We start from the raw sequence: 25,724 nt of genomic DNA, 5'->3' as shown, positions 1-25,724 counted from the left end.
GACCTGTCCTCATGGCGACGATCGTCAGCAACGGTTACCAATCCGGCTTCGGCAACGAGTTGGCCAGCGAAGCGATCGCGGGCGTGTTGCCGCAGGGGCAGAACTCGCCGCAGCGCGTAGCGCATGGACTGTATGCGGAGCAATTGTCCGGCACCGCATTCACCGCGCCGCGGCACAGTAATCGGCGCAGCTGGCTGTACCGGATTCGTCCGGCGGCAGTACATCAGCCGTTCCAGTCGCTGGTCCATGCGACCTTCCACAATCGTTTCGACGAAGCGCCGGCCACGCCGAACCAGCTGCGCTGGAATCCGCCGCCGATGCCATCCCAGCCGACGGATTTCGTCGATGGTCTGGTTACGCTGGCCGGCAACGGCAGTGCCAACGAGCATGCCGGCGTGGGCATCCACGTCTATACGGCGAACCGCTCGATGCAGGGTCGCTTTTTCTACGACGCCGATGGCGAGCTGTTGATCGTGCCGCAGCAAGGTGCCTTGCGACTGGCCACCGAGCTGGGCGTGCTGGATGTCGAACCGCAGGAGATCGCGGTGATTCCGCGCGGTATGCGCTTCCGCGTGGAACTGGTGGATAACGAAGCACGTGGCTATATCTGCGAGAACTTCGGTGCACTGCTGCGCCTGCCTGATCTGGGGCCGATCGGCTCGAACTGCCTGGCCAACGCGCGCGATTTCCTGACACCACATGCGGCGTACGAAGACGTCGAAGGCGCGTTCGAGCTGGTCGCGAAGTTCCAGGGCACGCTGTGGTCGGCGAAGATCGGTCACTCACCGCTGGACGTGGTCGCCTGGCACGGCAACTACGCGCCGTACAAATACGACCTGCGCCGCTTCAACACGATCGGCTCGATAAGTTTCGATCATCCCGATCCGTCGATCTTCACCGTACTGACTTCGCCCAGCGAGCAGGAAGGCACGGCGAACGTGGACCTGGCGATCTTCCCGCCGCGCTGGCTGGTGGCACAGCACACCTTCCGTCCGCCCTGGTTCCACCGCAACGTGGCCAGCGAGTTCATGGGCCTGATCACGGGTGTATACGACGCCAAGGCCGAAGGCTTCCTGCCCGGTGGTGCCTCGCTGCACAACTGCATGAGCGGGCATGGCCCGGATGCGGCCACGTTCGAGAGGGCCTCGGTGGCCGACCTGTCGAAGCCGGACGTGATCGGCGGCACCATGGCCTTCATGTTCGAGACGCGCAAGGTGATCCGGCCCACGCAGCAGGCATTGTCTTCACCGCAGCTGCAGGACAATTATCATGAGTGCTGGCAGGGCATCCGCAAGCATTTCGATCCGTCGCAGGCGTAAGCCGCCGCACTATTCTGTCTGGGGAATTGCATGAAGCTGGGAAGTCTGAAGGAAGGCGGCCGCGACGGTACGCTGATCGTGGTCAGCCGAGATCTGACGAAGGCCGTGAAGGCCAGCGGGATCGCGCCGACCTTGCAGGCCGCGCTGGACGACTGGTCCAACAGTGCGCCGCGGCTGAACGCGTTGTCGGATGAATTGAACGAGGGCAACGCCAGCGGCGCGTTTGCGCTGGACATGACGGCACTCGCCTCGCCGCTGCCGCGCGCCTACGAGTTCGTCGATGGCTCGGCCTATCTGCCGCATGTCGAGCGCGTGCGCCGCGCGCGTGGCGCCGAGGTACCGAAGTCGTTCTATACCGATCCGCTGATGTACCAGGCGACCAGCGCAGGCTTTCTCGGCCCGCGCGACCCGGTGGTGGTGCCGAGCGAGGAGTACGGCATCGACCTGGAAGCCGAAGTGATCGTGGTCACCGACGACGTGCCGATGGCTGTGACGCCGGCACAGGCTTCGGACCACATCCAGCTGGTCGGCCTGGTCAACGACGTCAGCCTGCGCGGATTGATCCCGAACGAACTGGCCAAGGGCTTCGGCTTCCTGCAGTCCAAGCCACGCTCGGCGCTGTCGCCGGTGCTGGTGACGCCGGACGAACTGGGCGAGGCGTGGCAGGGCGACAAGCTGCACCTGCCGATGCGCACCTGGCTGAACGACGCGTGGTTCGGCGAGGCAGAGTGCGGCGTCGACATGCAGTTCAGCTTTGCCGAGCTGGTGGCGCATGTGGCGAAGACGCGGCCGCTGACTGCCGGCACCATCGTCGGCTCAGGCACCATCGCGAACGAGGACACCGGCAAGGGAGCGTCGTGCCTGGCCGAGCAGCGCACGGTGGAAACCTTGCGCGATGGCAAGCCAAGCACACCGTTCCTGAAGTTCGGTGACAGCCTTCGCATCGACATCACCGATGCGGGTGGCCACAGCATTTTCGGAGCGATCGAGCAGCGTATCGCACCACTGCGGTCCTGACCTGTTCGTGCCTCCCTTGGGCGCAGTATCCTGAACGGCCACACGGCGGCGCACCGGGTTCATGCCATGCGTCGCGGTGTTCCTCCCAACCCCATTCGCAAAGGAACTCCCATGTCCCAGGTCACGCTCAAGGGCAATCCCATTACTGTTGATGGCGCATTCCCCGCCGTCGGCAACAAGGCCCCGGATTTCAAGCTGGTTGGCAAGGATCTCGCCGATGTTTCGCTGGCCCACTTCGCGGGCAAGCGCAAGGTGCTGAACATTTTCCCCAGTGTCGACACGCCGACTTGCGCGATGTCGGTACGCCATTTCAACGAGTCGGCCAGTCAGCTCGAGAACACCGTGGTGCTCTGCATCTCGGCCGACCTGCCGTTTGCACAGGCGCGTTTTTGCGGTGCCGAAGGACTGGCCCAGGTGACCAACCTGTCGTTGATGCGTGGGCACCGGTTCCTCAACGATTACGGTGTGGCGATTGCCACTGGTCCGCTGGCCGGTCTTGCCGCACGCGCAGTGGTGGTGCTGGACGAGCACGACAAGGTGCTCCACACCGAGCTGGTGGGCGAGATCGCCGACGAGCCGAACTACGACGCCGCGCTGGCGGCATTGAAGTAAATTCCGCAGACCGGGTGCTATGCGCCCCGTCTTGCTGCGGGACGAATTGTCCGGCGAGTGAAACGGACAGCGCACGAGCGTTTTCAACGCTGCGCTGCTGCTGAAGCACAACCAACAAAAAAGCCCGGGCAAGCCCGGGCTTTTCCTTCCTGTTGAGATGGCTTATTTGGCCGCGACGACCCGCACCATTTCCAGGCACTTGTTCGAGTAGCCCCACTCGTTGTCGTACCAGCTCACCAGCTTGACGAAGGTGTCGTCGAGCGCGATGCCTGCTTCGGCGTCGAAGATCGAGGTGCGTGCATCACCGCGGAAATCGGTGGCGACGACCTTGTCGGTGGTGTAACCGAGGATGCCCTTCAGGGCGCCTTCGCTCTGCGACTTCATCTCGGCGCAGATTTCCGCATAGGTGGCTGGCTTTTCCAGCTCGACGGTGAGGTCGACCACCGATACATCTGACGTCGGCACGCGGAACGACATGCCGGTGAGCTTCTTGTTGAGCTCGGGAATCACCACGCCGACGGCCTTGGCGGCGCCGGTGGACGAGGGAATGATGTTCTCGAGGATGCCGCGACCGCCGCGCCAGTCCTTGTTGCTCGGGCCGTCGACCGTTTTCTGCGTCGCGGTGGCGGCGTGCACGGTGGTCATCAGGCCGCGCTTGATGCCCCACTTGTCATGCAGCACTTTCGCCAGCGGTGCGAGGCAGTTGGTGGTGCAGCTGGCGTTGGAGACGATCGCCTCGCCGTTGTACTTCTTGTCGTTGACGCCGAACACGAACATCGGCGTGTCGTCCTTGGACGGTGCCGACAGGATCACTTTCTTCGCGCCCGCGTCCAGATGCTTCTGTGCTGTCGCCTTGTCCAGGAACAGCCCAGTGGATTCGATCACCACGTCGGCGCCCACGTCGTTCCACTTCAGCGCGGCCGGATCGCGTTCCTGGGTCAGCCGGATGGTCTTGCCGTTGACCACCAGCTGGCCACCTTCCACTTTGATGTCGCCCTTGAAACGGCCATGCACCGAGTCGTAGCTGAGCATGTAGGCAAGATAATCCGGCTCGAGCAGATCGTTGATCGCCACGATCTCGATGTCGTTGCCGAAGTTCTGCACGGCAGCGCGCAGCACGTTGCGGCCAATGCGGCCGAAGCCGTTGATGCCGACCTTGATGGTCATGGGGTTCTCCAATTGCGATGGGCCAATGGCGATGAAAGATGGGCAGCCGCGGCCGCGCACCGGCATTTCAGGCCCGAAATATTACAATGAATGCGTGAGTGCCGCTCGGAAGGGCACAACGCTATGGCAGACTAGCCAGGTCTTTCACGGACCGACGCCATGCCTACATCACGCCGCATCCTTGTCGCTTTGCTGGTTTCACTCGCGGTAGCTCCATGGGCTCGGGCCTGGGGACCGGTTGGTCACAGCGTGGTCGCCGAGCTGGCGCAGCGGCATCTCAGTCCGGCGGCCGAGGCTGAAGTCGAGCGATTGCTGGCCCCCGAGCGCACCACGTCGCTGGCCGACATCGCTAACTGGCCTGATCAAATCCAGGACGATCCGGCGCGCGCGGCCCTGTGGAAGCAGACCCGCAGCCAGCACTACATCAATTTCCATGACGGTGATTGTGATTACGTACCGCCGCGTGACTGCCGCGACGGTCGTTGCGTGGTGGCGGCCCTGCAGTATTACGTCGGCGTTTTGGGTGACCGCAGCCAGCCGGATGCCGCACGTCGCGAGGCGTTGAAGTTCGTGGTGCATTTCGTGGGCGACATCCACCAGCCGCTGCATGCCGGCTATCGCGACGACAAGGGCGGCAACACCTATCAGGTGCAGTTCGACGGCAAGGGCAGCAACCTGCACAAGGTATGGGACTCGGGCATGCTGAGTACCCGCCACCTCGACTGGCAGGCCTATGCGCAGCAGCTGGATTCACCGGTGCCGGTGGCGTTGCCGCAGCCGATCGCACCGCTGGACAATCCCTATGCCCAATGGGCGGAGGAATCCTGCCGAATCACCGCTGAAGCCAGCTTCTATCCCTCCGATCATGCTATCAGCCAGGCGTACGTGAGGGCCGAATTGCCAGTAGCCGAACAGCGATTGCGTGCGGCCGGTCGGCGCTTGGCCGAGGTGCTGAATCTCACGCTGACCCAGTGAGCTGCCAGTCGCCAGCTTGCGGATGGTTTAAGGGCCTTGTCGATCGGCTGCACCTGTTTCCTTGCCCGAAGTGACGCTGCGATCACCTATGTTGCGATCGAGGAAGTCCAGCATTTTTTCGTAGGCTTCCTGCCGGTGCGCTTCGAGAAAGAAGCCGTGACCCTCCATCGGCTTGGTCAATGATTCGTACGGCTTGTGCCGGTCGTCCAGTGCCTTGGTGAATTCGCGGAAGTTCTTGAACGGGACGCGCGGGTCTGCCTCGCCATGCACCAGCAGGATGTTTGCCTTGATCCGGTCAACTCCACCCAGGGGCGAACGGCGCAGCAAATCGTCACGATCATCGCCCAGCACGCGATGCAGGTAGGCATCCCCCATGTCGGTTTCCTGGGTATCGCTTTTGTCCATCTGCACGCGCAGGTCGTATACGCCGGCATAGCCGATCGCGCAGGTGTAAAGCCCCGGCTCGCGCACGGCGCCTTCCATTGCAGCATAGCCGCCGTAGCTGCCACCATAAATGCAGATGCGCCCTGGTCTGGTGTAACCCTGCTGGATCGCCCATTGGGTGGCGTCGGTGAGGTCGTCCTGCATGCTCAGACCCCACTGTTGATAGCCGCGCTGCTGGAACTTCTGGCCGTACCCGCCGGACCCACGGTAGTTGAGCTGCAGTACGGCATAGCCGTGACTGGCAAACATCTGCACTTCGGCGTTGTAACCCCATTCGTCGGCAATGCCGTGCGGGCCGCCATGTGGCAGCACGACAAGTGGATAGGGCTTGCTGCCGGTGGGAATGGTGAGGAAGCCATGCAGGGCGAGCCCGTCGCGTGCAGCGAGTGTGATCGGTTGCATTGGCTGCATCTGTTGCGGATTGATCCAGTGCTCGGCACCGACCACATATTGGGCGTTGTGGGTATCTATGGCGAACAGATAAAAATCGCCTGGATTGCGATCGCTCGCCACATGCACGATGGCGCGCTTGCCATCACGAGTGAAACTGGAGAAGTAGGCGAGTTGGTCGGGGAAGTTGACGGCCAGCCCCTTGCTCAGCAACGCTTCGCGACTGTCTTCGTCAAGATAATGCAGCGTCGGTTTGCCGTCCCGGCTGATGATTGCGTAGTAGTCCTGCTGGTCGGCAGTGGGGAGCAGTTCGCCTGGATCGGCAAACACACCCTGGAAGACCTTCGTGCGTTGCTGGCTTGCCATATCCAGCAACTCGATGGCGTCGGGCTTGTCGCCCTGGGAAACCCGTACATAGAGCTTGCTGTTGTCCCGGTTGAAGCCAATCGGCGAGATTTCCACGCCCGACTTGGCTGCATCGTTGACAAGATTCCATGGCGCATCGTTGGTCTGGCGTAGCCACAGTTTGATGCCGGTGAACTTGTTGTCAGCATAAGCTGCACGAACCTGTCCCGCGTGATCTGAAACCAGTCCGCTGTTGTTCGCCGGCGCGGTACCCACTGATTTCGTGCGGCCATTTTGCACGTCGAGTTTTTCAATCTCGGTCAGGCTGCCGCTGCGACTGCGCGTGAAGTCGCTGACTGCAATCAGGATCTGGTTGTCACTGATCGGCTGTTCCCCGATCGGTGTTGCTGCCGCATAGCGCCGTTCGGTGGTGGCAATCAGTGTTCCAGTAGAGTTGCTGGAGCGGAAGCCGAACAAATCAACCTGATGTGTACCGTCCGGATTGATTGCAAACAGTTCGCCGGTGAGTGTGGGGGTGTCAAGGCCACCGTTCTTGATCGCAAGCGCGGCGATCAGGCGGTTATCGTTGAACCAGAAATAGTTGGCGATAAGTACGCCGTGACCTGAAGGAATCAGGTGCAATACTTTCGCCGTGTGAGCATCAAGAATCGCCAGCACGTTCTCGTGAGGTTTGTCTGGCTGTGGTACCAGTGCGGCCAGATATGTGCCATCCGGCGAGATCGTTATGTTTGAGAAATCAGGCCGGCGGACAAATCGGCGACTCCAAGCTGACCGTTGTTAGCCGGCGCAGCGGGCGCTCCGTTTGCAATGACTGGCGTTGTGCAAATGCTGCAGAAAAAAACCAGCCCCACGACGGCGAGCAGCTGTGCTCGAAGTAGACGTGCCATCCATAGCTCCCTGTGATTTTGCGGTTATAGGTCCAAGATTGATTATGGCCGTATGCAAAAGCAGACGTAAATAAGGAACAGAAACGCTGCCAGGATCGGGAAGGTCAAATGTGATGATTTTAGGTCATCAGTCCGTTAGGCTCGTGGCATGAACAATGATATCCAGATGCGCCGCACCAAGATCGTTGCCACGCTCGGCCCGGCCACCGATGTTCCCGGCATGCTCGAGAAGTTGATCGCCGAAGGCGTCAACGTGGTTCGCCTCAACCTTTCGCATGGCCTGCCGGATGATCACCGCGCGCGCGCCAATGCGGTGCGCGCAGCCTCGGCGGCGGCGGGTCGCGAAGTCGGCATACTGGCCGACCTGCAGGGGCCGAAGATCCGGATCGAGACGTTTGCGAACGGGCCGGTGGAACTGGTCGACGGCGCGCCGTTCGTGCTGGACTGTCGCCCGGATGCTCCGGCCGGCGATGTCACACGGGTCGGTGTCAGCTACTACGAATTGCCACACGACGTGCATGCCGGCGACGTGCTGCTGCTGGACGATGGACTGGTCGCGCTGACTGTGCAGGAGGTGGTCGGAGCCGAGGTGCGTTGCCAGGTGCTGATCGGTGGCAAGCTGTCCAATCGCAAGGGCCTCAATCGGCAGGGCGGCGGCCTTTCGGTGACGGCGTTGTCGGACAAGGACAAGGCCGACATCAAGCTGGCTGCCGAAATCGGTGCAGACTTCCTGGCGGTATCGTTCGTGCGTTCGGCCGAGGACATGCATCAGGCGCGGCGCCTGCTGCTCGAGGCCGGCGGCAACGCGGCACTCGTAGCGAAGATCGAGCGTGCCGACGCAATCCCGGTACTGGGCGAGATCATCGACGCCTCCGATGTGGTGATGGTGGCGCGTGGTGACCTCGGTGTGGAGATTGGTGATGCCGAGTTGCCTGGTCTGCAGAAGAAGATCATCCGTGAAGCGGTGGCACAAAACCGTGCAGTGATCACCGCCACCCAGATGCTGCAGTCGATGGTGCGCTCGCCGATCCCGACGCGCGCCGAGGTGCTCGACGTCGCCAATGCGGTGATCGATGGCACCGATGCGGTGATGTTGTCCGAAGAGACGGCTGCCGGCGCGCATCCGGACAAGGCGGTGGCGGCGATGCGCCGGATCTGCCTCGGTGCCGAACGCCAGTTCGAGCCGAAGGAGGATCTGGCTTCCGCTGGCCACCGCCTGGATCGCACCGATCAGGCGATCGCGCTGGCGGCAATGCTGCTGGCCGGTCAGCTGGGCGTGCGCGCGATCGTTGCACTGACCGAATCCGGTGCTACTGCGCAATGGTTGTCGCGATACCGCACGGCGGTGCCGATCTACGCTCTGTCGCCGCTGGCGGGAGCACGTCGGCGCATGCTGATGCTGCGTGATGTGCAACCCGTCGAGTTTGCCCATGTGGGTCAGAATTCAGCGGCCACCGCACGCGCCGCGGTACAGCAGTTGTTCGCGCAAGGTCGCCTGAGCGAAGGCGACCGCGTGGTGCTCACCCATGGCGACCATATGGGGCAGGGTGGCGGCACCAATACCCTGAAGCTGCTCTCGGTCGGTGCCGACGGCATGGTCGAGAGCCTGCGCGACCTGTAGTTCACTAACGGTAACCAACCCTGACGCGAGCGCCACGCAGGATGGTTAAACTGCTTGCATCAGGGTTTCCCCGCCCTGCACAGGAGGTCACCATGAAAACGACATTTCGCCCGCTCCGCCAGGGTCTTTTGCTGGCTCTGACGCTGGGTTTCGTGGCGCCGGTACTGGCGCAGCAGGTGCGCAAGGTCGATCAGCAGGATCTCTACCGCTACTGGATCCAGCTCAATCCCAAGGTTCAGATGGATGCGCCGAACAGCGGACTGAATCTGGACAAGCCCGGCTGCGTCGCGGTGACCTATACGGTCGGCTCCGACGGCGTGCCGATGAACGTACAGGTGGTCAAGCTGGTACCCAAGAGTGATCTGGGTCCGGCGGCGCGCAGTGCCATATCCAATTTCCGTTACGGTCCGTCGCTGAGCAACCATATTGCCGAGCCGGTCGCCACCTATTACGTGGTGCTGTTCAACGCGCCCGAGGACAAGGCGCAACACCAGCAGCTGGAGGATACGTGCAAGCTGCCAGGCTACGACTCCTGAATTGACGACGGCACCGGCGTGTGCACATACATCCGCTGTCGCCGATCTGGCCTATAATCGACGTTTTGAACCATGCCGCTTCATCATCGAGGCGGCTTCAACCTTGTGCAGGCGCGTGCCGCCCTCGCACCACGGAGTCGTCATGAGTATTGAAGATCTCGAAAGCATCGCCCTGGCGATGGTCGCGCCCGGCAAGGGCATCATCGCCATCGACGAGTCGACCAACACCATCAAGAAGCGTTTCGAGGCCGTCGGCATCGAGAATACCGAGGAAAATCGTCGCGCCTACCGTGAGCTGCTGCTGACCACGCCGGGCCTGAACGAGCACATCTCCGGCGCGATCCTGTACGACGAGACGATCCGCCAGTCGACCAAGGACGGCGTGCCATTCACCCAGCTGATGAAGAAGCTTGGCATCATCCCGGGCATCAAGGTCGACAAGGGCCCGCAGCCGCTGGCCGGTTTCCCCGGTGACGTGGTCACCGAAGGCCTGGATGGCCTGCGCGAGCGCCTGCAGGAATACGCCAAGCTCGGTGCGCAGTTCGCCAAGTGGCGCGCGGTGATCAACATCTCCGAAGACAATCCCAGCTCCACCGCGATCGAGGCGAACTGCCACGTGCTGGCCCGCTACGCCGCGCTGTGCCAGGAAGCGGGCATCGTGCCGATGGTCGAGCCCGAAGTGATCATGGACGGAGACCACAGCATCGAAGTCAGCTACGAGGTGCATGAGGCCGTGTTGCGCAGCCTGTTCAATGCGCTGTACGAGCAGAACGTGATGCTGGAAGGCACCATCCTGAAGGTCAGCATGGTCATCCCGGGCAAGGACTCGGACGAGCAGGTCGACGTCGAGGAAGTCGCTGAAGCCACCGTGCGTGTGCTCAAGACCACCGTGCCGGCCTCGCTGCCGGGTATCGTGTTCCTTTCCGGCGGCCAGACCGACTTGCAGTCCACCGCACATCTGAACGCGATGAACCAGATCGGTCCGCACCCGTGGCCGCTGTCGTTCTCCTACGGTCGCGCCATGCAGCAGGCCGCGTTGAAGCTGTGGGCAAAGGACATGAAGGCGAACTACGTCGAAGCGCAGAAGACCGTGCACACCCGCGCCCGTGACAATGGCCTGGCTGCACTGGGTCAGTGGAAGGGCTGATCGAACAGAAGCGCATCCTGCGCACGATGCGGATGCACTGAAGCAAAAAAACGGGCGCCTCGCGGCGCCCGTTTTCGTTGCAGACCTTGGTCAATCGATCAGAAGCGATATTCCGCGCTGGCCGAGACCATGTCGGTGCTCAGGTCGACGTTATGCTTTTTCGCGTCGAAGTAGTCGTAGTTCAGACCGACGCTGAGGTTGCTGGTGATGTTGTAACCCACGCCGGCGCCACCGTACCAGCTGGTGTTGTCCAGGCCTTCGCGGACCGGATTGGAGTCATTGCTCAAACCGTGGCCGGTCCAGCTGTAAAGGCCGGCGCGACCGCTGAGGTACCAGTTCGGGCTCAGATTCAGATGGGCGTTGGCACCGGCGGTCCAGCCATGCAGCTGGGACTTGCCCGGGGCGATCACCGACTGGCTGTTGAAGACGTTCTTGGCGCGGATGTTGCCCAAGTCGTTGTAGCCCACTTCACCACCCAGGGAGAAGTTCGGCGCCAGTGACCAGCGGTAGCCGCCATTGAGCGCGTAGCCAGTGTCATGGCCGTTGTCGTACGGGCCCTGATTGATGGCGGTGCGCCCGACATTGCCGTTGATGAACCAGCCACCGTTGTCGGCGGGCGCGTTCTGCGCAAACAGGGCGGGAACGGCCAGCAGACCAGCGGTGGTGAGGGCGAGGGCAAGCAGGGTCTTTTTCATTTTCATGGGAGATTCTCCAGTTGTCATGGCAGTCGGCCCAAGGGGGAGTGGCCGCTGCTGCAAATGCGCTGCCCAAGTCAGGCGGCGACACCTGAATGCTTAGATAGGGCATTGCCTGAAAGATTCAATACTGATGAGTTCAGTATTAAGCCGTGGTTAATGCGACACGAAAGGATGGTGCGAAAGCGATCTTCCGCACCATCCGGGCCGCAGGCAGGTCAGAAGCGATATTCGGCCGTCAAGGAGGCGGTATCGGTGGTCAGGTCGATGCCATTCTTGCTGGCGTGGTAGTAGTCGTACGCCAGGCCTAGGCCGAAGTGGTCGTTGAAGTCGTAGCCCAGGCCGGCGCCGCCGTAGTAGTCGACCTTGTTCAGGTCGTGGCGGTTGATGTCCTGATCGCTGTAGCCGTCACCCTTCCAGCCGTACACACCTGCACGGCCACTGATGTACAGGCCCTGCCAGACATTGATGCGGCCGTTCACGCCGGCGGTCCATCCACGCAAGGCTTGGCGCTCCGTGGTCTGGTTGACGTCGTTGCTGTTGAAGACGTTCTTCAGCTTGAAATTGCCCAGGTCGTTGTAGCCGACCTCGACGCCAAGACCCGCATCCGGACCCACTTTCCAGCGATAACCGCCATTGAGGTCATACGCAGTCGGATGATCGTTGTAGGGGCCCTGGTTGATGTGGCTCTGGCCGGCGCTGGCATTGACGAACCAGTTGCCGCTGCCGACAGGCTGGCCGGGCTGGTAGTTGCCGGTGGCCGTCGGGGCACTGTTGGCCGTGTCCGATGCGGGTGCGGCCGGTGCGTCCTGCGCAAAGGCGGGCAGAGCAAGCAGACCGGTAGAGGCGAGTGCAAGGGCAAGTAGGGTCTTTTTCATGGGGATTCTCCTTCTTATTGACAGCGGACCGTCAGGCACTTGGGGACGTGCGCAAACGGTGGCGTGTGGAAACCACGCGCCGGCCATTGAACCCATTCCAGCCTGAAGCCAAGCGGTATTCGCGCCAGAGAAATTAAGGATGAGTTAATTCGAGGGGCACTATTCGCGCGGATTGAAAAGCTGTGTGCAGGTGAAGTGATCAAGGCGACAGCACCTGGCCGGATCGGCGACAATCAGCGTTTTGCCAAGCCTTCCGGAGACTGATCGATGACTACCCGCCGCGAACTCGCCAACGCCGTGCGCGCCCTTGCCATGGACGCCGTGGAAGCGGCCAATTCCGGCCATCCGGGCATGCCGATGGGCATGGCGGATATCGCCGAGGTGCTGTGGAACGATTTCCTGCAGTTCAACCCCGCCAACCCGAAATGGGCCAATCGCGACCGTTTCGTGCTTTCCAACGGCCACGGTTCGATGCTGCAGTACGCCTTGCTGCACCTGACCGGCTTCGACCTTCCGATCGACCAGCTCAAGCGCTTCCGCCAGCTGCACTCGAAAACCGCCGGTCATCCGGAAGCCAGTGAAACACCCGGAGTGGAAACCACCACCGGTCCGTTGGGTCAGGGTTTGGCCAATGCGGTCGGTTTCGCGCTGGCCGAGAAGGTGCTGGCGGCGCACTTCAACCGCCCCGGGCATGACGTGGTCGATCACCACACATATGTATTCCTCGGAGATGGCTGCCTGATGGAAGGCATCTCGCACGAGGTCGCCTCGCTGGCCGGTACCTGGCAGCTGGGCAAGCTGGTCGCGGTCTACGATGACAACGGCATCTCGATCGACGGTGAAGTGCATGGCTGGTTCACCGACGACACCCCGGCGCGCTTCGAGTCCTATGGTTGGAACGTGATCCGCGGCGTGGACGGCCACGACGCCGATGCCGTGAAGAAGGCGATTGCCGCCGCGACCGCTCAGAGCGACAAGCCCACCCTGATCTGCGCCAAGACCATCATCGGTTTCGGCGCGCCGAACAAGCAGGGCAAGGAAGAGAGCCACGGTGCAGCGCTGGGCAAGAACGAGATCGCCGCGGCCCGCGCACAACTTGGCTGGAACTACGCCCCGTTCGAAATCCCGGCCGAGATCTACGCCGGTTGGGATGCCAAGGCTGCCGGCAGCAAGCGCGAGCAGGCATGGAACGACGCGTTTGCAAGGTACGCCGTCGCACATCCGGAGCTTGCCGCGGAGTTCAAGCGTCGTCTCGCTGGCGAGCTGCCGGCCGACTGGGCGGCGAAGTCAGCAGCGTATGTCGCCAAGCTGCAGCTCGAAGGTCCGGAAGTGGCCTCGCGCAAGGCCTCGCAGATGACGCTGGATGCATTCGGTCCGTTGTTGCCGGAACTGATCGGCGGCTCGGCCGATCTGGCTGGCTCCAACCTCACCAAATGGAAAGGCAGCCTCGATGCCGCCACCGGCAACAGCAGCGACGGCAAGGGCAACTACGTCTACTACGGCGTGCGCGAGTTCGGCATGACCGCGATCGCTAATGGCCTTGCATTGCACGGTGGTTTCATCCCGTACGACGCCACCTTCCTCGTGTTCTCCGACTACGCGCGCAACGCGGTACGCATGAGCGCGTTGATCCCGGCGCATGCGATCCACGTCTATACGCATGACTCGATCGGCCTGGGCGAGGACGGCCCGACCCATCAGCCGGTCGAGCACATGGCCAGCTTGCGCTATATCCCGAACAACCAGCTGTGGCGTCCGTGCGATGCGGTGGAATCGGCGGCGTCATGGAAGGCGGCGATCGAGCGCAAGGGCGCGCCGGCCTGCCTGGTCTTCTCGCGGCAGAATCTCAAGCATCAGCAGCGGAGCGAGCAGCAGGTCGCCGACATCATGCGCGGCGGTTACGTGCTGTCCGATCCGTTGGACACGAAGTTCCAGGCGATCCTGATCGCCACCGGTTCGGAAGTGGAACTGGCGATGGGGGCTTCGCGTGCATTGGCCCAGCAAGGCATCGCGGCCCGCGTGGTATCGATGCCGTGCACCGAGGTGTTCGACGCGCAGCCGCTGGAATACCGCGAAGGCGTGTTGCCGGGTTGGTGCCGTGCGCGCGTGGCAGTGGAAGCGGCGACGGCCGACTTCTGGTGCAAGTACGTGGGCTTGGACGGCGAAGTCGTCGGCATGACCACCTTCGGCGCGTCGGCACCGGCGCCGCAGTTGTTCGAGCACTTCGGCTTCACGGTGGCGCATGTGGTTGATGCGGTGAAGCGCGTCATCAAGTAAGGGCGCCTCGATAACCCTACTCAGAGCTCGTCATCCCAGCGAAAGCCGGGATCCAGCGACTTCAAACTCTTGAAACGCAGCGGTACTGGATTGACCAGCTTCGCTGCTGCGGAGCTTTTCAGCTTTCACTGGAATGACGTTTCGCAGCAGAGTTTTCAAGATTCCCGTAAGTCGCCGCAAGTCAGCGTTGACTGATATAAAAAAGCCGCGGTCCACCGCGGCTTTTTGTTGGTCTGGAAAACAGTCAGGCTGTCAGCAAGCTACCCAGCTCGTCTGGACTGGCCGCGATTGCGCTGGCACCGGCTTGTTCCAGTTCCGCGCGGCTGCCGAAACCCCACAACACGCCGATGCCTCGCACATGGTTGGCCACCGCGCCCTCGATATCGAAACGGCGATCACCGATCATCACGGTGCCCTCCGGTCTGGCGCCGAAGTCGGTCAGTGCGGCGGCGATCATCGAGGCCTTCTCGCTGTGCGCACTATTCGGATCAGGACCATACAGGCGCAGGAAAGCATCTCCGAAAGGCAGGTGCGCAATGATTGGTGCGGCATGTCGCTGCGGCTTGCTGGTGACCACGGCAAGCTGGTGCCCGGCACCGAGCAGTCGCTCGATCAGCGACTCGATGCCGGGATAGATGTCGTGCTCGCGCCATCCATCAGTGTGGAAACGCTCGTGGTAATGCTCCACCGCAGCCTCGATCCGTGTCGCGTCGTGATCCAGCAATGGCGCGAAGCTGTGCCGTAGCGGCGGACCGATCCATCCGCGCAGCTCTTCCTGCGGTGGCGCCGGCACGTCCAGCTTCGCCAGCGCGTGCTTCACGCAGGCGATGATGCCGTGTTCGGAATCGATCAGCGTACCGTCAAGGTCAAACAGGCACAGCATTACTTGACCGCACGCGCCTTGAGTGCGGTCACCGCCGGCAGCTCCTTGCCTTCGAGGAATTCGAGGAAGGCGCCTCCCCCGGTGGAGATGTACGAGACATCGTCTGCAATCCCATATTTGTCGACCGCGGCCAGCGTGTCGCCGCCGCCGGCGATCGAGAATGCACTTGATGCAGCGATCGCACGCGCGAGTGTTTCCGTGCCCTTGCCGAACGCGTCGAACTCGAACACGCCGACTGGACCGTTCCACACCACCGTGCCGGCCTTGGCGATCAGTTCGGCATAGCGCTTCGCGGTCTCCGGCCCGATGTCGAGGATCATCTCATTGTCGTTGACCTGGTCAACCGGCTTCACGGTGGCCGGTGCCTGGGCGGAGAACGCCGGCGCCACCACCACGTCGACCGGCATCGGCACTTCGGCGCCACGGCGCTTCGCGTCGGCGAGTACCTTCTTCGCCGCATCGATCAGGTCCGGTTCGTACAGCGAGTTGCCGATGGAGTGGCCCATCGCCGCGATGAACGTGTTGGCGATACCACCGCCGACGATCAGCTGGTCGACCTTGCCGATCAGGTTGTCGAGCAGGGTCAGCTTGGTCGAGACCTTAGAGCCGGCGACGATCGCCAGCAACGGATGCGCCGGGTGTTGGAGTGCCTTGCCCAGCGCGTCAAGCTCGGCCGACAGCAGCGGGCCGGCGGCGGCGATCGGTGCGAACCTGATCACGCCGTGGGTGGAGGCCTGGGCGCGGTGCGCGGTACCGAAAGCATCCATCACGAAGATGTCGCACAACGCGGCATACTTCTTCGCCAGTGTCTCGTCGTCCTTGCCCTCGCCGACGTTCATGCGGCAATTTTCCAGCATCACCACCTCGCCTGCGGCCACGTCGACACCATCGAGGTAGTCGGCCACCAGGCGTACCGGCGTACCAAGCTTGCTGCCCAGCCACTGCGCCACCGGTGCCAGCGAGGATGCGGCGTCGAACTGGCCTTCCTTCGGGCGTCCCAGGTGCGACAGCACCAGCACCTTGGCGCCGGCATCGCGGGCGGCACGGATCGTAGGCAGCGCCGCGTCGAGGCGCTGGGTCGAGGTGATCTGGCCATGGTCGTCGATCGGCACATTCAAATCCTCGCGGATCAGGACGCGCTGATCGCGCAAATCGAGGTCACTCATGCGGATGACTGACACGGCAAAACTCCAGTAGATGGTTGAAAATCGCCACGAACAGGCGGTAACCGCTTATTGTCCGGCGGCCCACGCGCCGATGCAAACGTCGACCGGCGGAAAGAATGCGTTGCCACCGGTGATCTGTCGGGCCCAGACTGTGGTTAAACTGCGACTTTCGAGCAGGGGGACGACTCATGGCTACCGGGTTGGTGCTCTACGGCTACTGGCGCTCCAGTGCTGCCTATCGCGTGCGGATTGCGCTGAATCTGAAAGGGCTGAGTTACGAAACGCGGCCGGTGCACCTGCTGCGCGATGGGGGCGAGCAGCATTCGCCGGACTATCGCGCGCTCAACCCGCAGCAACTGGTCCCGTGCCTGCTTGACGGCGACCGGGTGATCACCCAGTCGCTGGCCATCATGGAATATCTCGATGAGATGCACCCCGAACTGGAAACGGCGCTGCTGCCCGTCGATGCGCGAGGCCGGGCGCAGGTCCGCGCATTGGCCATGACGGTGACCTGCGACATCCATCCGCTTGGCAATCTGCGGGTATTGAATCGACTCGAGTCACAGTTCGGTGCCAGCGAGGAGCAGCGTGCCGAATGGTCGAGGCACTGGATTGCCACCGGCTTCAAGGCGATGGAGGCGATGCTGGTCGACAGCGCTGCGACCGGTCGTTACTGTCATGGCGAAACACCCAGCATGGCCGATGCCTGCCTGGTGCCGCAGTTCTACAATGCGCTGCGCTGGAAATTGCCGCTGGACGATTACCCGACGTTGCAGCGGATCTATCACGCGTGCAACGAACTGGAAGCGTTCAAGCATGCCGCGCCCGAGGCGCAGCCAGACGCGTCTTGAGAGCCAGGAGTGAGGAAAGAGCGAGGCAGGCTGCGCTCACTCCCACTCCTGTTCACTCGTTCCTCAAAAGCCCATGCCGTAGGGGTCGTTGCCAGCCAGCTCCTGGTTGTCGGTGCCGCCTTCGGCAAGCCGGATCTTCAGCGCCAGACCGTCGCGCGAATCGGACTTGTTGAGCGCTTCCTCCAGCTCCACGCGACCGTCCTTGTACAGCCGGTACAGCGACTGGTCGAACGTCTGCATGCCTTCCTGCAGGCTGCGGTCCATCGCTTCCTTGATCTCGTGGGTCTGGCCACGGCGGATCATGTCGCGGATCAGTGGCGTATTCAGGAGCACCTCGGCTGCGGGAATGCGCCGGCCGTCCTTGCCGATCACCAGACGCTGGCTGATCACCGCGCGCAGGTTCAGGGCCAGGTTCATCAGCACGTTCTTGTGCGCCGATTCCGGGAAGAAGTTGAGGATACGCTCCAGCGTCTGGTCGGCATTGTTGGAGTGCAGCGTGGCGAGGCACAGGTGACCGGTTTCGGAGAATGCGATCGCCGCCTCCATCGTGTCGGTGTCGCGGATCTCGCCGATCATGATTACGTCAGGCGCTTCGCGCATCGCGTTCTTCAGCGCCTCGTGGTAGCTGTGCGTGTCCAGCCCCACTTCGCGCTGGTTGACGATCGATTTCTTGTGCCGGTGCAGATATTCGATCGGATCCTCGATGGTGAGGATGTGGCCAGACGAATGGGTATTGCGCTGGTCGATCATCGCCGCGAGCGTGGTGGATTTGCCGGAGCCGGTGGCGCCGACCACCAGGATCAGCCCGCGCGGCTCCATGATCAGGTCGCGGAAGATGCTCGGCAGTTGCAGCTGGTCGATGCTGGGGATCTCGCTCTTGATCGCGCGGATCACCATGCCCACTTCGCCACGCTGCTTGAACACGTTGATGCGGAAGCGACCGGCTTCCTTCACCGCCAGGGCCATGTTCAGTTCGAGAGTGCGCTCGAACTGCGGCACCTGACCCTCGTCCATCAGCGAATAAGCGATCTTCTTGACCATGCCGCCAGGCAGGCCGGTATTGCCCAGCGGATACAGCTTGCCCTCGACCTTGATGTTCACCGGGGCGCCCGTGGTCAGGAACATGTCCGACGCACCCTTGTCTACCATAAGCTTGAGGAAGTAACCGATATCCACAAAAGTCCCCTGTTTCTGAAATGCGCGTTGCAATGATGGATTATGCCCGCCCACAATACGTCGCGACACACTATGAGGAATGTGACGGTGCACATCTTTTCCCTGCCGGCCAGGTTTCCTGGCCGCATCTTTACGGCTGCCGCTGCCCTGGCGTTCACTCTGGCGCTGGCTGGCTGTGCCAGCGTGCCTCCTCCGGATGACTCGATGAATCTGGCGCAGAGCCAGCTGCAGGCGGCGCGCGATGCAGGTGCAGCCGATTATGCGCCGGTCGATCTGGGCTTTGCGCAGGACAAGTTCCAACAGGCCCAGGCAGCCATGGCGGAGCGCAAATATGACGAGGCGGCCAGTCTGGCCGAGGAGTCCCGGGCGGACGCCGACCTTGCGCGCGCCAAGGCGAGGCTGGGCGCCGCACGTGCACAGATCCAGGGCAGGGTTCAAGAAATCGATCGCCTGCGCGCCGAAGGCACGCAGGCCGAGGCCGCCGCCGAGGCTGCGGAGCAGCAGGCGGCCGCTCCGGCTGCCGCGTCTTCGTCCAGTCCGGCACCGACCGAAGACATGCCGGCGCCGTCTTCGTCGGTATTGTCCGCGCCACCTCCGGGCAGCGGTTTCCAGACCGTACCCGACAACACCCCGCAGCCAGCCTCAGGCTCCAGCACCCAGGGAGGCCAGCCATGAAGCGCTTCACCGCAACTTTCGTCGCCATTTCGCTGGCGTTGGCATCTGTCGGCGCGGCACACGCTCGACAGGACGACATCGACATCAGTCGCCTGACCAGCAGCCTCGACCAGCTTGCCAACGATCCGAGCTTGGGCAGCTATGCCCAGGCCGAGCAGGCGCGTGCGCGCGATGCGATCAGCCGTTTGGCTCAGGCCGGCCGGCACGATCGGGCACATGCGCTGTATCTGGCGGAACGACGGGTCGACCTGGCCAAGACAGCTGCCCAGCTGCAGGATGCCCAGATCAAGTTGACCCAGCTCGACCGCGAGCACGATCAGATCATGCTCGACAACAGCCGGCGCGAGACTGAAATCGCACGTCGCGAACTTGAGCGCCAGCGTCTGCAATCCCAGCTGGCGCAGGAAGAGGCTGCGCGAGCACAGGAGCAGGGGCAGGCATACTCGCAGGCCGCCGATCAGGCGCGTGCCGAAGCGGATCAGGCGAAAAAGCTGGCCGCAGCACAGGCCAAGGTGGCCAAGGCCGCTCGCCATGAGGCTGCACTGGCTGCCGAGGCCGCCAAGGCGATGCGTTCGCAGATGCAGGATGGCAGCGCCACGGACGTACCTGCGAGCAGCTCCAAAAAGCACCCGAAGAGGCCTGACAGCCAGCCCTGACGTCGGGTCGGATGCCTTTCAGTCGTGCTGGTCACCCGGTCATGGGTGATCAGCGCAGGACCTGTCGCTGGTTTGGCTATGACACTGTAAAATGCTGTTTTTAAAGGTTTTTCACCTTTTTCATCCGATTGTGCGTGACGTCTCCAACAGACTTGCACCACCGGGATCGGGGGAGTAGGGTCAAAGCCCCATGAGGCATTCCTGCCGCATGGGTCACTGACCTGAACCATGCACTCATTCCACGTTTACTTCTCCTCCCGCCAACCGGTATTCCGGCGCGGGTCGTGGTTGCGTGCATGCGTTCAATTGTCTGCGGATGCTCCAAGCAATGGGGCGCCGCACACCCACTCGTGAGGAGGTCGGATCATGTTTGAAAACCAGCAGCGTGAGGATGTCGAGGCATTGATGAAAGCCGATGCCGAGTTCCGTCGGCTCTACCAGCATCATCGGCAGCTCGACAGCAAGGTGCACGACGCCGACATCGGCGTACTTCCGATTGATGATGTCACCCTGGCCGGCATGAAGAAGGAGAAGCTGCTCGCCAAGGCACGACTCGAACGCATGTGGGCGGATCGGGCGCACCAGATCCACTGAACCTGCGGTTTGACCTGACACGCGGCTCCGGGCCCTTCCTTCGATATCGGAAAGGGTGCCGGGGCCGCAGCGTTTTCGGCGACCCGCCAGGCGGCTCGGTTATCATGGTGATCTTGCCGGATCGGTGCGTTTGCGCGTGACCGGCGTTCCCAGCAACGGAGTCTCCATGACGGTCCACCAGAGTGTCCTCGAACTGATCGGACGTACCCCGATGGTGCGCGCGCAGCGCCTGGATACCGGGCCGTGCGAACTGTTCCTCAAGCTCGAGAGCGCCAATCCAGGTGGTTCAATCAAGGACCGCATCGGTCTGTCGATGATCGAGGGTGCCGAGAAGGCTGGTCGGATCAAGCCGGGCGACACCCTGGTCGAAGGCACCGCCGGCAATACCGGCCTGGGTCTGGCACTGGTCGCCCAGCAGAAAGGCTATCGCCTGGTGCTGGTGGTGCCGGACAAGATGAGCCGCGAGAAGATCTTCAATCTCAAGGCGATGGGTGCCGAAGTCGTGCTGACCCGCTCGGACGTGGCCAAGGGCCATCCCGAGTACTACCAGGACATGGCTGAGCGCATCGCGCGGGAAACACCCGGCGCCTACTTCATCAACCAGTTCGGCAATCCGGACAATCCGCTCGCACATATCCAGACCACGGGCCCGGAAATCCTCGAGCAGATGGATGGCAAGGTCGACGCGGTCGTGGTCGGCTGCGGCTCCTCCGGTACCTTGAGCGGACTGTCCAGATATTTTGCCGAGCATTCGCCGCAGACCGAACTCGTGCTGGCCGACCCGGTCGGTTCGATCCTCACCCAGTACATCAACGAAGGCACGCTTTCGACCAAGTCGGCCAGCTGGATGGTCGAGGGCATCGGCGAGGATTTCCTGCCCCCGATCAGCGACTTCACCCGGGTGAAAAAGGCCTATGCGATCTCCGACAAGGAGAGTTTTCTCACCGCACGCGAACTGCTGGCCAAGGAGGGAGTGCTGGGTGGTTCATCCACCGGCACGTTGCTGGCGGCTGCATTGAAGTACTGCCGTGAGCAGACCACGGCCAAACGGGTGGTGACCCTGGTTTGCGACACCGGCAACAAGTACCTGTCGAAGATGTACAACGACTACTGGATGCTCGACAACGGTTTCCTCGAACGCGAACGGCATGGCGACCTGCGCGATTTGCTGCTGCGTCCGTTCGCCCAGCGCGATACCGTGGTGATCGGACCGCATGAATTGCTGATCACCGCCTATACCCGCATGAAGCTGTACGACGTATCGCAACTGCCGGTGATGGATGGCCACAAGCTGGTGGGCATCGTCGACGAATCGGATGTGCTGATGCACGTGCATGCCGACGAGACGCGTTTCCGCGATCCGGTGTCCACGGCGATGATCACCAACCTGCAGATGCTGGACGTGCGTTCGCCGATCGAATCGCTGCTGCCGGTGTTCGAGCGCGGCCACGTGGCGATCGTGGTGGATGGTGAACAGTTCCTCGGTCTGATCACCCGCATCGATCTGTTGAACTATCTGCGCCGCAAGGTGAACTAAGCGAAGTCATCCGGTGATGGCTCCGGCATGCCCGGTGCGTGGTCATGAAAGCTTGCGGTAATGCAGCGTGGCCAGAATGACCGCTTCGTGACGGTGCCGGAGGCTTCGTCGCTTCTCAAAGGAAACCCTGTCGATGTGTGGAATTGTTGCTGCCACTGCCCAGCGTGACGTCGCTCCGCTGCTGATTGCCGGTCTGAAGGCGCTGGAATACCGCGGTTACGATTCGTCGGGCGTGGCCGTGCTCGGTCAGGGCGAGATCAGGCGCGTGCGTGCCAAGGGCAAGGTACGCGAGATGGAGTTGCTGTATCACGCCGATCCGATCCCCGGCGGCACCGGTATTGCACATACCCGCTGGGCCACGCATGGCGTACCGAGCGAGGCCAACGCGCATCCGCATGTGGCCGGCCGCGTCGCGATCGTGCACAACGGCATCATCGAGAACTATGCCAGCCTGCGAGCGGAATTGCAGGCTGAGGGTCACGTGTTCACTTCCGAGACCGACACCGAAGTGATGGCGGCCTTGATCGATCGGTGCATCGACCGAGGCATGACCCTGCGCGAGGCAGTCCTGAGCACCGTGCGCGAACTGGAAGGTGCCTACGCGATCGCCGTGGTCAGCCGCGACGAGCCGGGCCGTGTCGTGGGTGCACGTCGCGGTGCACCGCTGCTGGTCGGCGTCGGCATTGGCGAGAATTTTCTTGGCTCGGACGCACAGGCGCTGATCCAGGTCACCAACAAGATGATCTATCTCGACGAAGGCGATGTGGTCGAGATCAGCCGCAACAGCGTAGAGGTCTTCGGTCTTGACGGGCGTCCGGTCGAGCGCGGAGTGCACGAGAGCGAACTGTCCACCGATGCGGTTGAGCGCGGCGAATACCGCCACTACATGCAGAAGGAAATCTTCGAGCAGCCGCGTGCCGTGGCCGACACGCTGGAAGCGCGCATCGGTCCGCATGGCGTGTTGCCGAACATCTTCGGCATCGACAGCGATGCCTTGCTGCAGCGCACGCGCGGCCTGCACATCATCGCCTGCGGAACCAGCTACCACGCCGGCATGGTGGCCAAGTACTGGATCGAGGAATACGCGCGGCTGCCGGTCAGCGTGGAAGTGGCCAGCGAATACCGTTACCGCGAAGCGGTGGTGCCGGCGGATACCTTGTTCGTCGCGATCTCGCAGTCCGGCGAAACTGCCGATACGCTGGCGGCGCTGCGCGAGTCGCGTCGTCGCGGCTATCTCGGCACGCTGGTGATCTGCAATGTGCCCGAATCCTCATTGGTGCGCGAAGCCGATCTGAAGCTGATGACGCGCGCCGGTCCCGAGATCGGCGTGGCCTCGACCAAGGCGTTTACCACCCAACTCGCCGGCCTGGCTCTGCTGGCGCTTGATCTGGCGCGCCGCAATGGGCTCGATCTGCAGCGTTACGAGGCGCTGTGCGCCGAGTTGCAGCACCTGCCACGCGCAATCGAGGACGCCTTGAAGCTGGAGCCGGCGATCATCGAGCTGTCGGCTGAATTCATCCATCACCAGCACGCGTTGTTCCTGGGCCGCGGCGCGCAGTATCCGGTCGCGCTTGAAGGTTCGCTCAAGCTCAAGGAAATCTCCTATATCCACGCCGAGGCGTATCCGGCTGGCGAACTCAAGCACGGTCCGCTGGCGCTGGTCGACGAGGACATGCCGGTGGTTGCGGTGGCGCCGAACGGTCCATTGCTGGACAAGCTCAAGTCCAACCTGCAGGAAGTGCGTGCCCGTGGCGGCCGTCTGATCGTGTTCGCCGACGGCTCGGCGGGCATGGACGACATGGCTCATCATGGCGCGATGCTGCGGGTGGAATCCGGTGGCAGTTTCATCGCACCGGCCGTGTTCACCGTGCCGCTGCAGTTGCTGGCTTATCACGTGGCGGTACTGCGTGGCACCGACGTCGATCAGCCGCGCAACCTGGCGAAATCGGTTACGGTGGAATAGTTTTCAACAGGGGTGCGCTTTAGCTACACCGTTGTAGTGACACCCCTTCGGCTTTGGCAGCCCAATTATTCTGATGGGCATCTGGAGCTAGCGAACCTGGTCCTGCGGCTGCGGAACCAGTCCGGCTTTTGTTGAGTTCCATCAAAAACTGAGCCACTTCCGGAGTGAACCCCTCCGGCTGGACCGGCAGGGCCACCGAAGCTAAGCCGCCTGCTGAGCTAGATGGGATTCAAAACTCCGCGAATCATGCAAATTCCTGTATCTGGCGTATAGTCGGCGGACCTGACGCGAGTGGTACGCGTCCTTGGCTGTCGATTCGACAGCCTTCCAGTGGATAGCGCGTAACAACCTAACGACAGGATGTTGAGACGGTGCACCGCACGGTGTGTTCGAGCTCAGGCTGGACACAGTTGCAGATTTTTCGCGGCTAGCCGATACCCGCGGATCTATTCCGCACAGTAGGATCAGTCAACGCGTCGCCCGGGATGGGGGATCGTGGAGGCCTATATCCATGGATATGCTGAGTTGCGGCGTGGTTGCCGCTGGTCAATCGGGATTGCAGGGGCGTAGCGCATACGACGCGTTGCTGGGGCAACCCGATTTACGTTTGAGCTTGCTCGACCAACTAGGTCACGAAATAACCATCGATTGCGATTTGCTGGTGTTGCCCGTGCAGCCGGAAACGCTGGTTGCGGCCACGACCCAGATCGAGCACCTGCTGCGCAACTCGCCAGCATGCAGCGTAATTGTGGTGTGCACCGATCTGCAACCGGCGCAGATTGCTGCGCTGCTTGGTGCGGGCGCTTATGACTTTGTTTCCGAGCCCTATCTGCGAAACGAACTTTGCACCCGCGTACGCAGGGCGGCGGGTTTATTGCCGCAACCGCGACTGGACGATTCCGCAGCCATCAGTATTGCCCGTGCGCATGACCTGATCGGCTCCAGTCCATGCTTTCTAAAGCAGTTGTCGGCGTTGCCGATTACCGCCAGTTGCGACGTTAGCGTGCTGATTCTGGGCGAGACCGGAACCGGCAAAGAAGTCTTCGCACGCACCATTCATTACCTTTCCCCGCGCGCATCGCGACCGCTGGTGGCGGTCAACTGCGGTGCGATTCCCACCGAGCTGATGGAAAGCGAATTGTTCGGCTGCGTTCGCGGTGCGTATACATCGGCAAACGCCGCACGCAGTGGTTTGGTGCGTGAGGCCGAAGGAGGCACCCTTTTCCTCGATGAGATCGATTCGCTACCGCTCAGTGCACAGACCAAATTGTTGCGGTTTCTGCAAGAGAAAGAATATCGACCGGTCGGCGGCGGCATTTGTCGCGCGGATATTCGGGTGATGGCGGCGAGCAATCACGATCTCGCCGCACTGGTGGAAAGCGGCGCATTCCGGCGCGACCTGTATTTTCGATTGAACGTATTGAATTTGCTGCTGCCGCCGTTACGCGACCGGCGCGAAGATATTCCGCAGCTCGCACGCTACTTCACCGAGGAGTGTTGCCGGCAACAGCATCGCGCAACGGTAAGCCTTACCACGCCGGCCGTACACAAGTTATTGGCGCATTGCTGGCCCGGCAACGTGCGCGAACTGCACAATGTGATCGAACGCGCGGTGTTGTTTTGCAAGGGATCCTTTATTGGGGCGGATGACCTGCCGCTTCCGGTGACGGTGTCGCTGGAGGAGGGCAGTGAGTCCTTTCGCGACGCCAAGGCGCGCATGGTCGAAGCATTCGAGCGCAGTTATATCGAGCACCTGCTGACCGTCAATGCCGGCAATATCACCCGGGCCGCATCGGCTGCGCGCAAAAACCGCCGCGCGTTTTTTGCGTTGATGCGTAAGCATGCGATTGTGCCGGAGCGTTTTCGCGGCGCTGGCCTACCGGTCGGATAGC

Annotated in this window: 22 protein-coding genes; 15 read left to right on the top strand and 7 right to left on the bottom strand. The window is 62.2% G+C overall.

Going from position 1 to position 25,724, the window contains the following annotated elements:
• Positions 1 to 11 precede the first annotated feature (11 nt).
• From hmgA to tpx, 3 genes are all read left to right on the top strand, one after another.
• Positions 12 to 1,319, top strand: a complete 1,308-nt coding sequence (gene hmgA, locus B0E51_RS16575) for a homogentisate 1,2-dioxygenase (RefSeq protein ID WP_077445997.1) — start codon at positions 12 to 14, stop codon at positions 1,317 to 1,319.
• A gap of 30 nt (positions 1,320 to 1,349) precedes the next feature.
• A complete protein-coding gene (locus tag B0E51_RS16570; protein WP_077445996.1) occupies positions 1,350 to 2,336 on the top strand; it encodes a fumarylacetoacetate hydrolase family protein in 987 nt (328 codons plus the stop codon).
• Positions 2,337 to 2,447: 111 nt separating this feature from the next.
• Positions 2,448 to 2,948, top strand: a complete 501-nt coding sequence (gene tpx, locus B0E51_RS16565) for a thiol peroxidase (protein WP_077445995.1) — start codon at positions 2,448 to 2,450, stop codon at positions 2,946 to 2,948.
• Positions 2,949 to 3,110: 162 nt separating this feature from the next.
• On the opposite strand, the gene gap is transcribed toward tpx, so the two are convergent.
• Positions 3,111 to 4,115, bottom strand: coding sequence for a type I glyceraldehyde-3-phosphate dehydrogenase (gap, locus tag B0E51_RS16560; protein WP_077446080.1), 1,005 nt, complete (start codon positions 4,113 to 4,115; stop codon positions 3,111 to 3,113).
• A gap of 159 nt (positions 4,116 to 4,274) precedes the next feature.
• Here gap and B0E51_RS16555 point away from each other — a divergent pair, with 159 nt between their 5' ends.
• Positions 4,275 to 5,090 (top strand): S1/P1 nuclease, encoded by an 816-nt coding sequence (locus tag B0E51_RS16555; protein ID WP_077445994.1) that lies wholly within the window; start codon positions 4,275 to 4,277, stop codon positions 5,088 to 5,090.
• Positions 5,091 to 5,117: 27 nt separating this feature from the next.
• On the opposite strand, the gene B0E51_RS16550 is transcribed toward B0E51_RS16555, so the two are convergent.
• Positions 5,118 to 6,947: a prolyl oligopeptidase family serine peptidase gene (locus B0E51_RS16550; protein ID WP_143525971.1), complete on the bottom strand. Its 1,830-nt coding sequence runs from the start codon at positions 6,945 to 6,947 to the stop codon at positions 5,118 to 5,120.
• A 378-nt stretch (positions 6,948 to 7,325) separates the two neighbouring features.
• On the opposite strand from B0E51_RS16550, the gene pyk reads away from it, so the two are divergent.
• The 3 genes from pyk to B0E51_RS16535 all read left to right on the top strand — a co-directional run bounded on the left by pyk (position 7,326) and on the right by B0E51_RS16535 (position 10,481).
• Positions 7,326 to 8,798 (top strand): pyruvate kinase, encoded by a 1,473-nt coding sequence (gene pyk, locus B0E51_RS16545; protein ID WP_077445992.1) that lies wholly within the window; start codon positions 7,326 to 7,328, stop codon positions 8,796 to 8,798.
• 92 nt (positions 8,799 to 8,890) lie between these two features.
• Entirely contained in the window at positions 8,891 to 9,334 is a 444-nt protein-coding gene (locus tag B0E51_RS16540; RefSeq protein WP_077445991.1) for an energy transducer TonB, read from the top strand.
• Between the two features lie 142 nt (positions 9,335 to 9,476).
• Positions 9,477 to 10,481 carry a class I fructose-bisphosphate aldolase gene (locus B0E51_RS16535; protein ID WP_077445990.1) on the top strand — a complete coding sequence of 335 codons (1,005 nt, stop codon included), beginning with the start codon at positions 9,477 to 9,479 and terminating at the stop codon, positions 10,479 to 10,481.
• A gap of 98 nt (positions 10,482 to 10,579) precedes the next feature.
• Here the strand turns inward: B0E51_RS16535 and B0E51_RS16530 are convergent, their stop codons facing one another.
• Together B0E51_RS16530 and B0E51_RS16525 are read right to left on the bottom strand one after the other, a co-directional pair.
• A complete protein-coding gene (locus B0E51_RS16530) occupies positions 10,580 to 11,182 on the bottom strand; it encodes a porin family protein (RefSeq protein WP_077445989.1) in 603 nt (200 codons plus the stop codon).
• Positions 11,183 to 11,394: 212 nt separating this feature from the next.
• Positions 11,395 to 12,054: an outer membrane beta-barrel protein gene (locus tag B0E51_RS16525; protein ID WP_077445988.1), complete on the bottom strand. Its 660-nt coding sequence runs from the start codon at positions 12,052 to 12,054 to the stop codon at positions 11,395 to 11,397.
• 267 nt (positions 12,055 to 12,321) lie between these two features.
• Here B0E51_RS16525 and tkt point away from each other — a divergent pair, with 267 nt between their 5' ends.
• Positions 12,322 to 14,331 carry a transketolase gene (gene tkt / locus B0E51_RS16520; RefSeq protein WP_077445987.1) on the top strand — a complete coding sequence of 670 codons (2,010 nt, stop codon included), beginning with the start codon at positions 12,322 to 12,324 and terminating at the stop codon, positions 14,329 to 14,331.
• Between the two features lie 244 nt (positions 14,332 to 14,575).
• Here the strand turns inward: tkt and B0E51_RS16515 are convergent, their stop codons facing one another.
• Both B0E51_RS16515 and B0E51_RS16510 read right to left on the bottom strand, forming a co-directional pair.
• Positions 14,576 to 15,214 carry an HAD hydrolase-like protein gene (locus tag B0E51_RS16515; RefSeq protein ID WP_077445986.1) on the bottom strand — a complete coding sequence of 213 codons (639 nt, stop codon included), beginning with the start codon at positions 15,212 to 15,214 and terminating at the stop codon, positions 14,576 to 14,578.
• Complete coding sequence (locus tag B0E51_RS16510; protein WP_077445985.1) at positions 15,214 to 16,395, bottom strand: phosphoglycerate kinase; 1,182 nt, start codon at positions 16,393 to 16,395, stop codon at positions 15,214 to 15,216. Before B0E51_RS16510 ends, B0E51_RS16515 begins: the two co-directional genes overlap by 1 nt.
• A gap of 173 nt (positions 16,396 to 16,568) precedes the next feature.
• Here B0E51_RS16510 and maiA point away from each other — a divergent pair, with 173 nt between their 5' ends.
• Complete coding sequence (gene maiA, locus B0E51_RS16505) at positions 16,569 to 17,231, top strand: maleylacetoacetate isomerase (protein ID WP_077445984.1); 663 nt, start codon at positions 16,569 to 16,571, stop codon at positions 17,229 to 17,231.
• Between the two features lie 63 nt (positions 17,232 to 17,294).
• Here maiA and B0E51_RS16500 read toward each other — a convergent pair whose 3' ends face one another.
• The gene (locus tag B0E51_RS16500) at positions 17,295 to 18,380 is read right to left on the bottom strand and encodes a PilT/PilU family type 4a pilus ATPase (protein ID WP_139350396.1); all 1,086 of its coding nucleotides are present in this window, start codon (positions 18,378 to 18,380) and stop codon (positions 17,295 to 17,297) included.
• Positions 18,381 to 18,494: 114 nt separating this feature from the next.
• On the opposite strand from B0E51_RS16500, the gene B0E51_RS16495 reads away from it, so the two are divergent.
• From B0E51_RS16495 to B0E51_RS16470, 6 genes are all read left to right on the top strand, one after another.
• Positions 18,495 to 19,082 carry a DUF4398 domain-containing protein gene (locus B0E51_RS16495; protein ID WP_077446079.1) on the top strand — a complete coding sequence of 196 codons (588 nt, stop codon included), beginning with the start codon at positions 18,495 to 18,497 and terminating at the stop codon, positions 19,080 to 19,082.
• On the top strand, positions 19,079 to 19,738 hold the full coding sequence (locus B0E51_RS16490; RefSeq protein ID WP_077445982.1) for a hypothetical protein: 660 nt from the start codon (positions 19,079 to 19,081) through the stop codon (positions 19,736 to 19,738). The genes B0E51_RS16495 and B0E51_RS16490 overlap by 4 nt, the downstream gene beginning before the upstream one ends.
• Positions 19,739 to 20,104: 366 nt before the next feature.
• On the top strand, positions 20,105 to 20,332 hold the full coding sequence (locus tag B0E51_RS16485) for a YdcH family protein (RefSeq protein ID WP_077445981.1): 228 nt from the start codon (positions 20,105 to 20,107) through the stop codon (positions 20,330 to 20,332).
• A 166-nt stretch (positions 20,333 to 20,498) separates the two neighbouring features.
• Positions 20,499 to 21,869, top strand: a complete 1,371-nt coding sequence (locus B0E51_RS16480) for a pyridoxal-phosphate dependent enzyme (RefSeq protein WP_077445980.1) — start codon at positions 20,499 to 20,501, stop codon at positions 21,867 to 21,869.
• A gap of 133 nt (positions 21,870 to 22,002) precedes the next feature.
• Positions 22,003 to 23,832, top strand: coding sequence for a glutamine--fructose-6-phosphate transaminase (isomerizing) (gene glmS / locus B0E51_RS16475; RefSeq protein WP_077445979.1), 1,830 nt, complete (start codon positions 22,003 to 22,005; stop codon positions 23,830 to 23,832).
• A gap of 511 nt (positions 23,833 to 24,343) precedes the next feature.
• Positions 24,344 to 25,723, top strand: a complete 1,380-nt coding sequence (locus B0E51_RS16470) for a sigma-54-dependent Fis family transcriptional regulator (protein WP_077445978.1) — start codon at positions 24,344 to 24,346, stop codon at positions 25,721 to 25,723.
• Position 25,724: the final 1 nt, after the last annotated feature.

This window comes from Rhodanobacter sp. C05, assembly GCF_002001165.1.
Lineage (GTDB): Bacteria > Pseudomonadota > Gammaproteobacteria > Xanthomonadales > Rhodanobacteraceae > Rhodanobacter.
The sequence above is the reverse complement of the archived record's forward strand: the minus strand, read 5'-3'. Positions and strand labels throughout refer to the sequence as shown.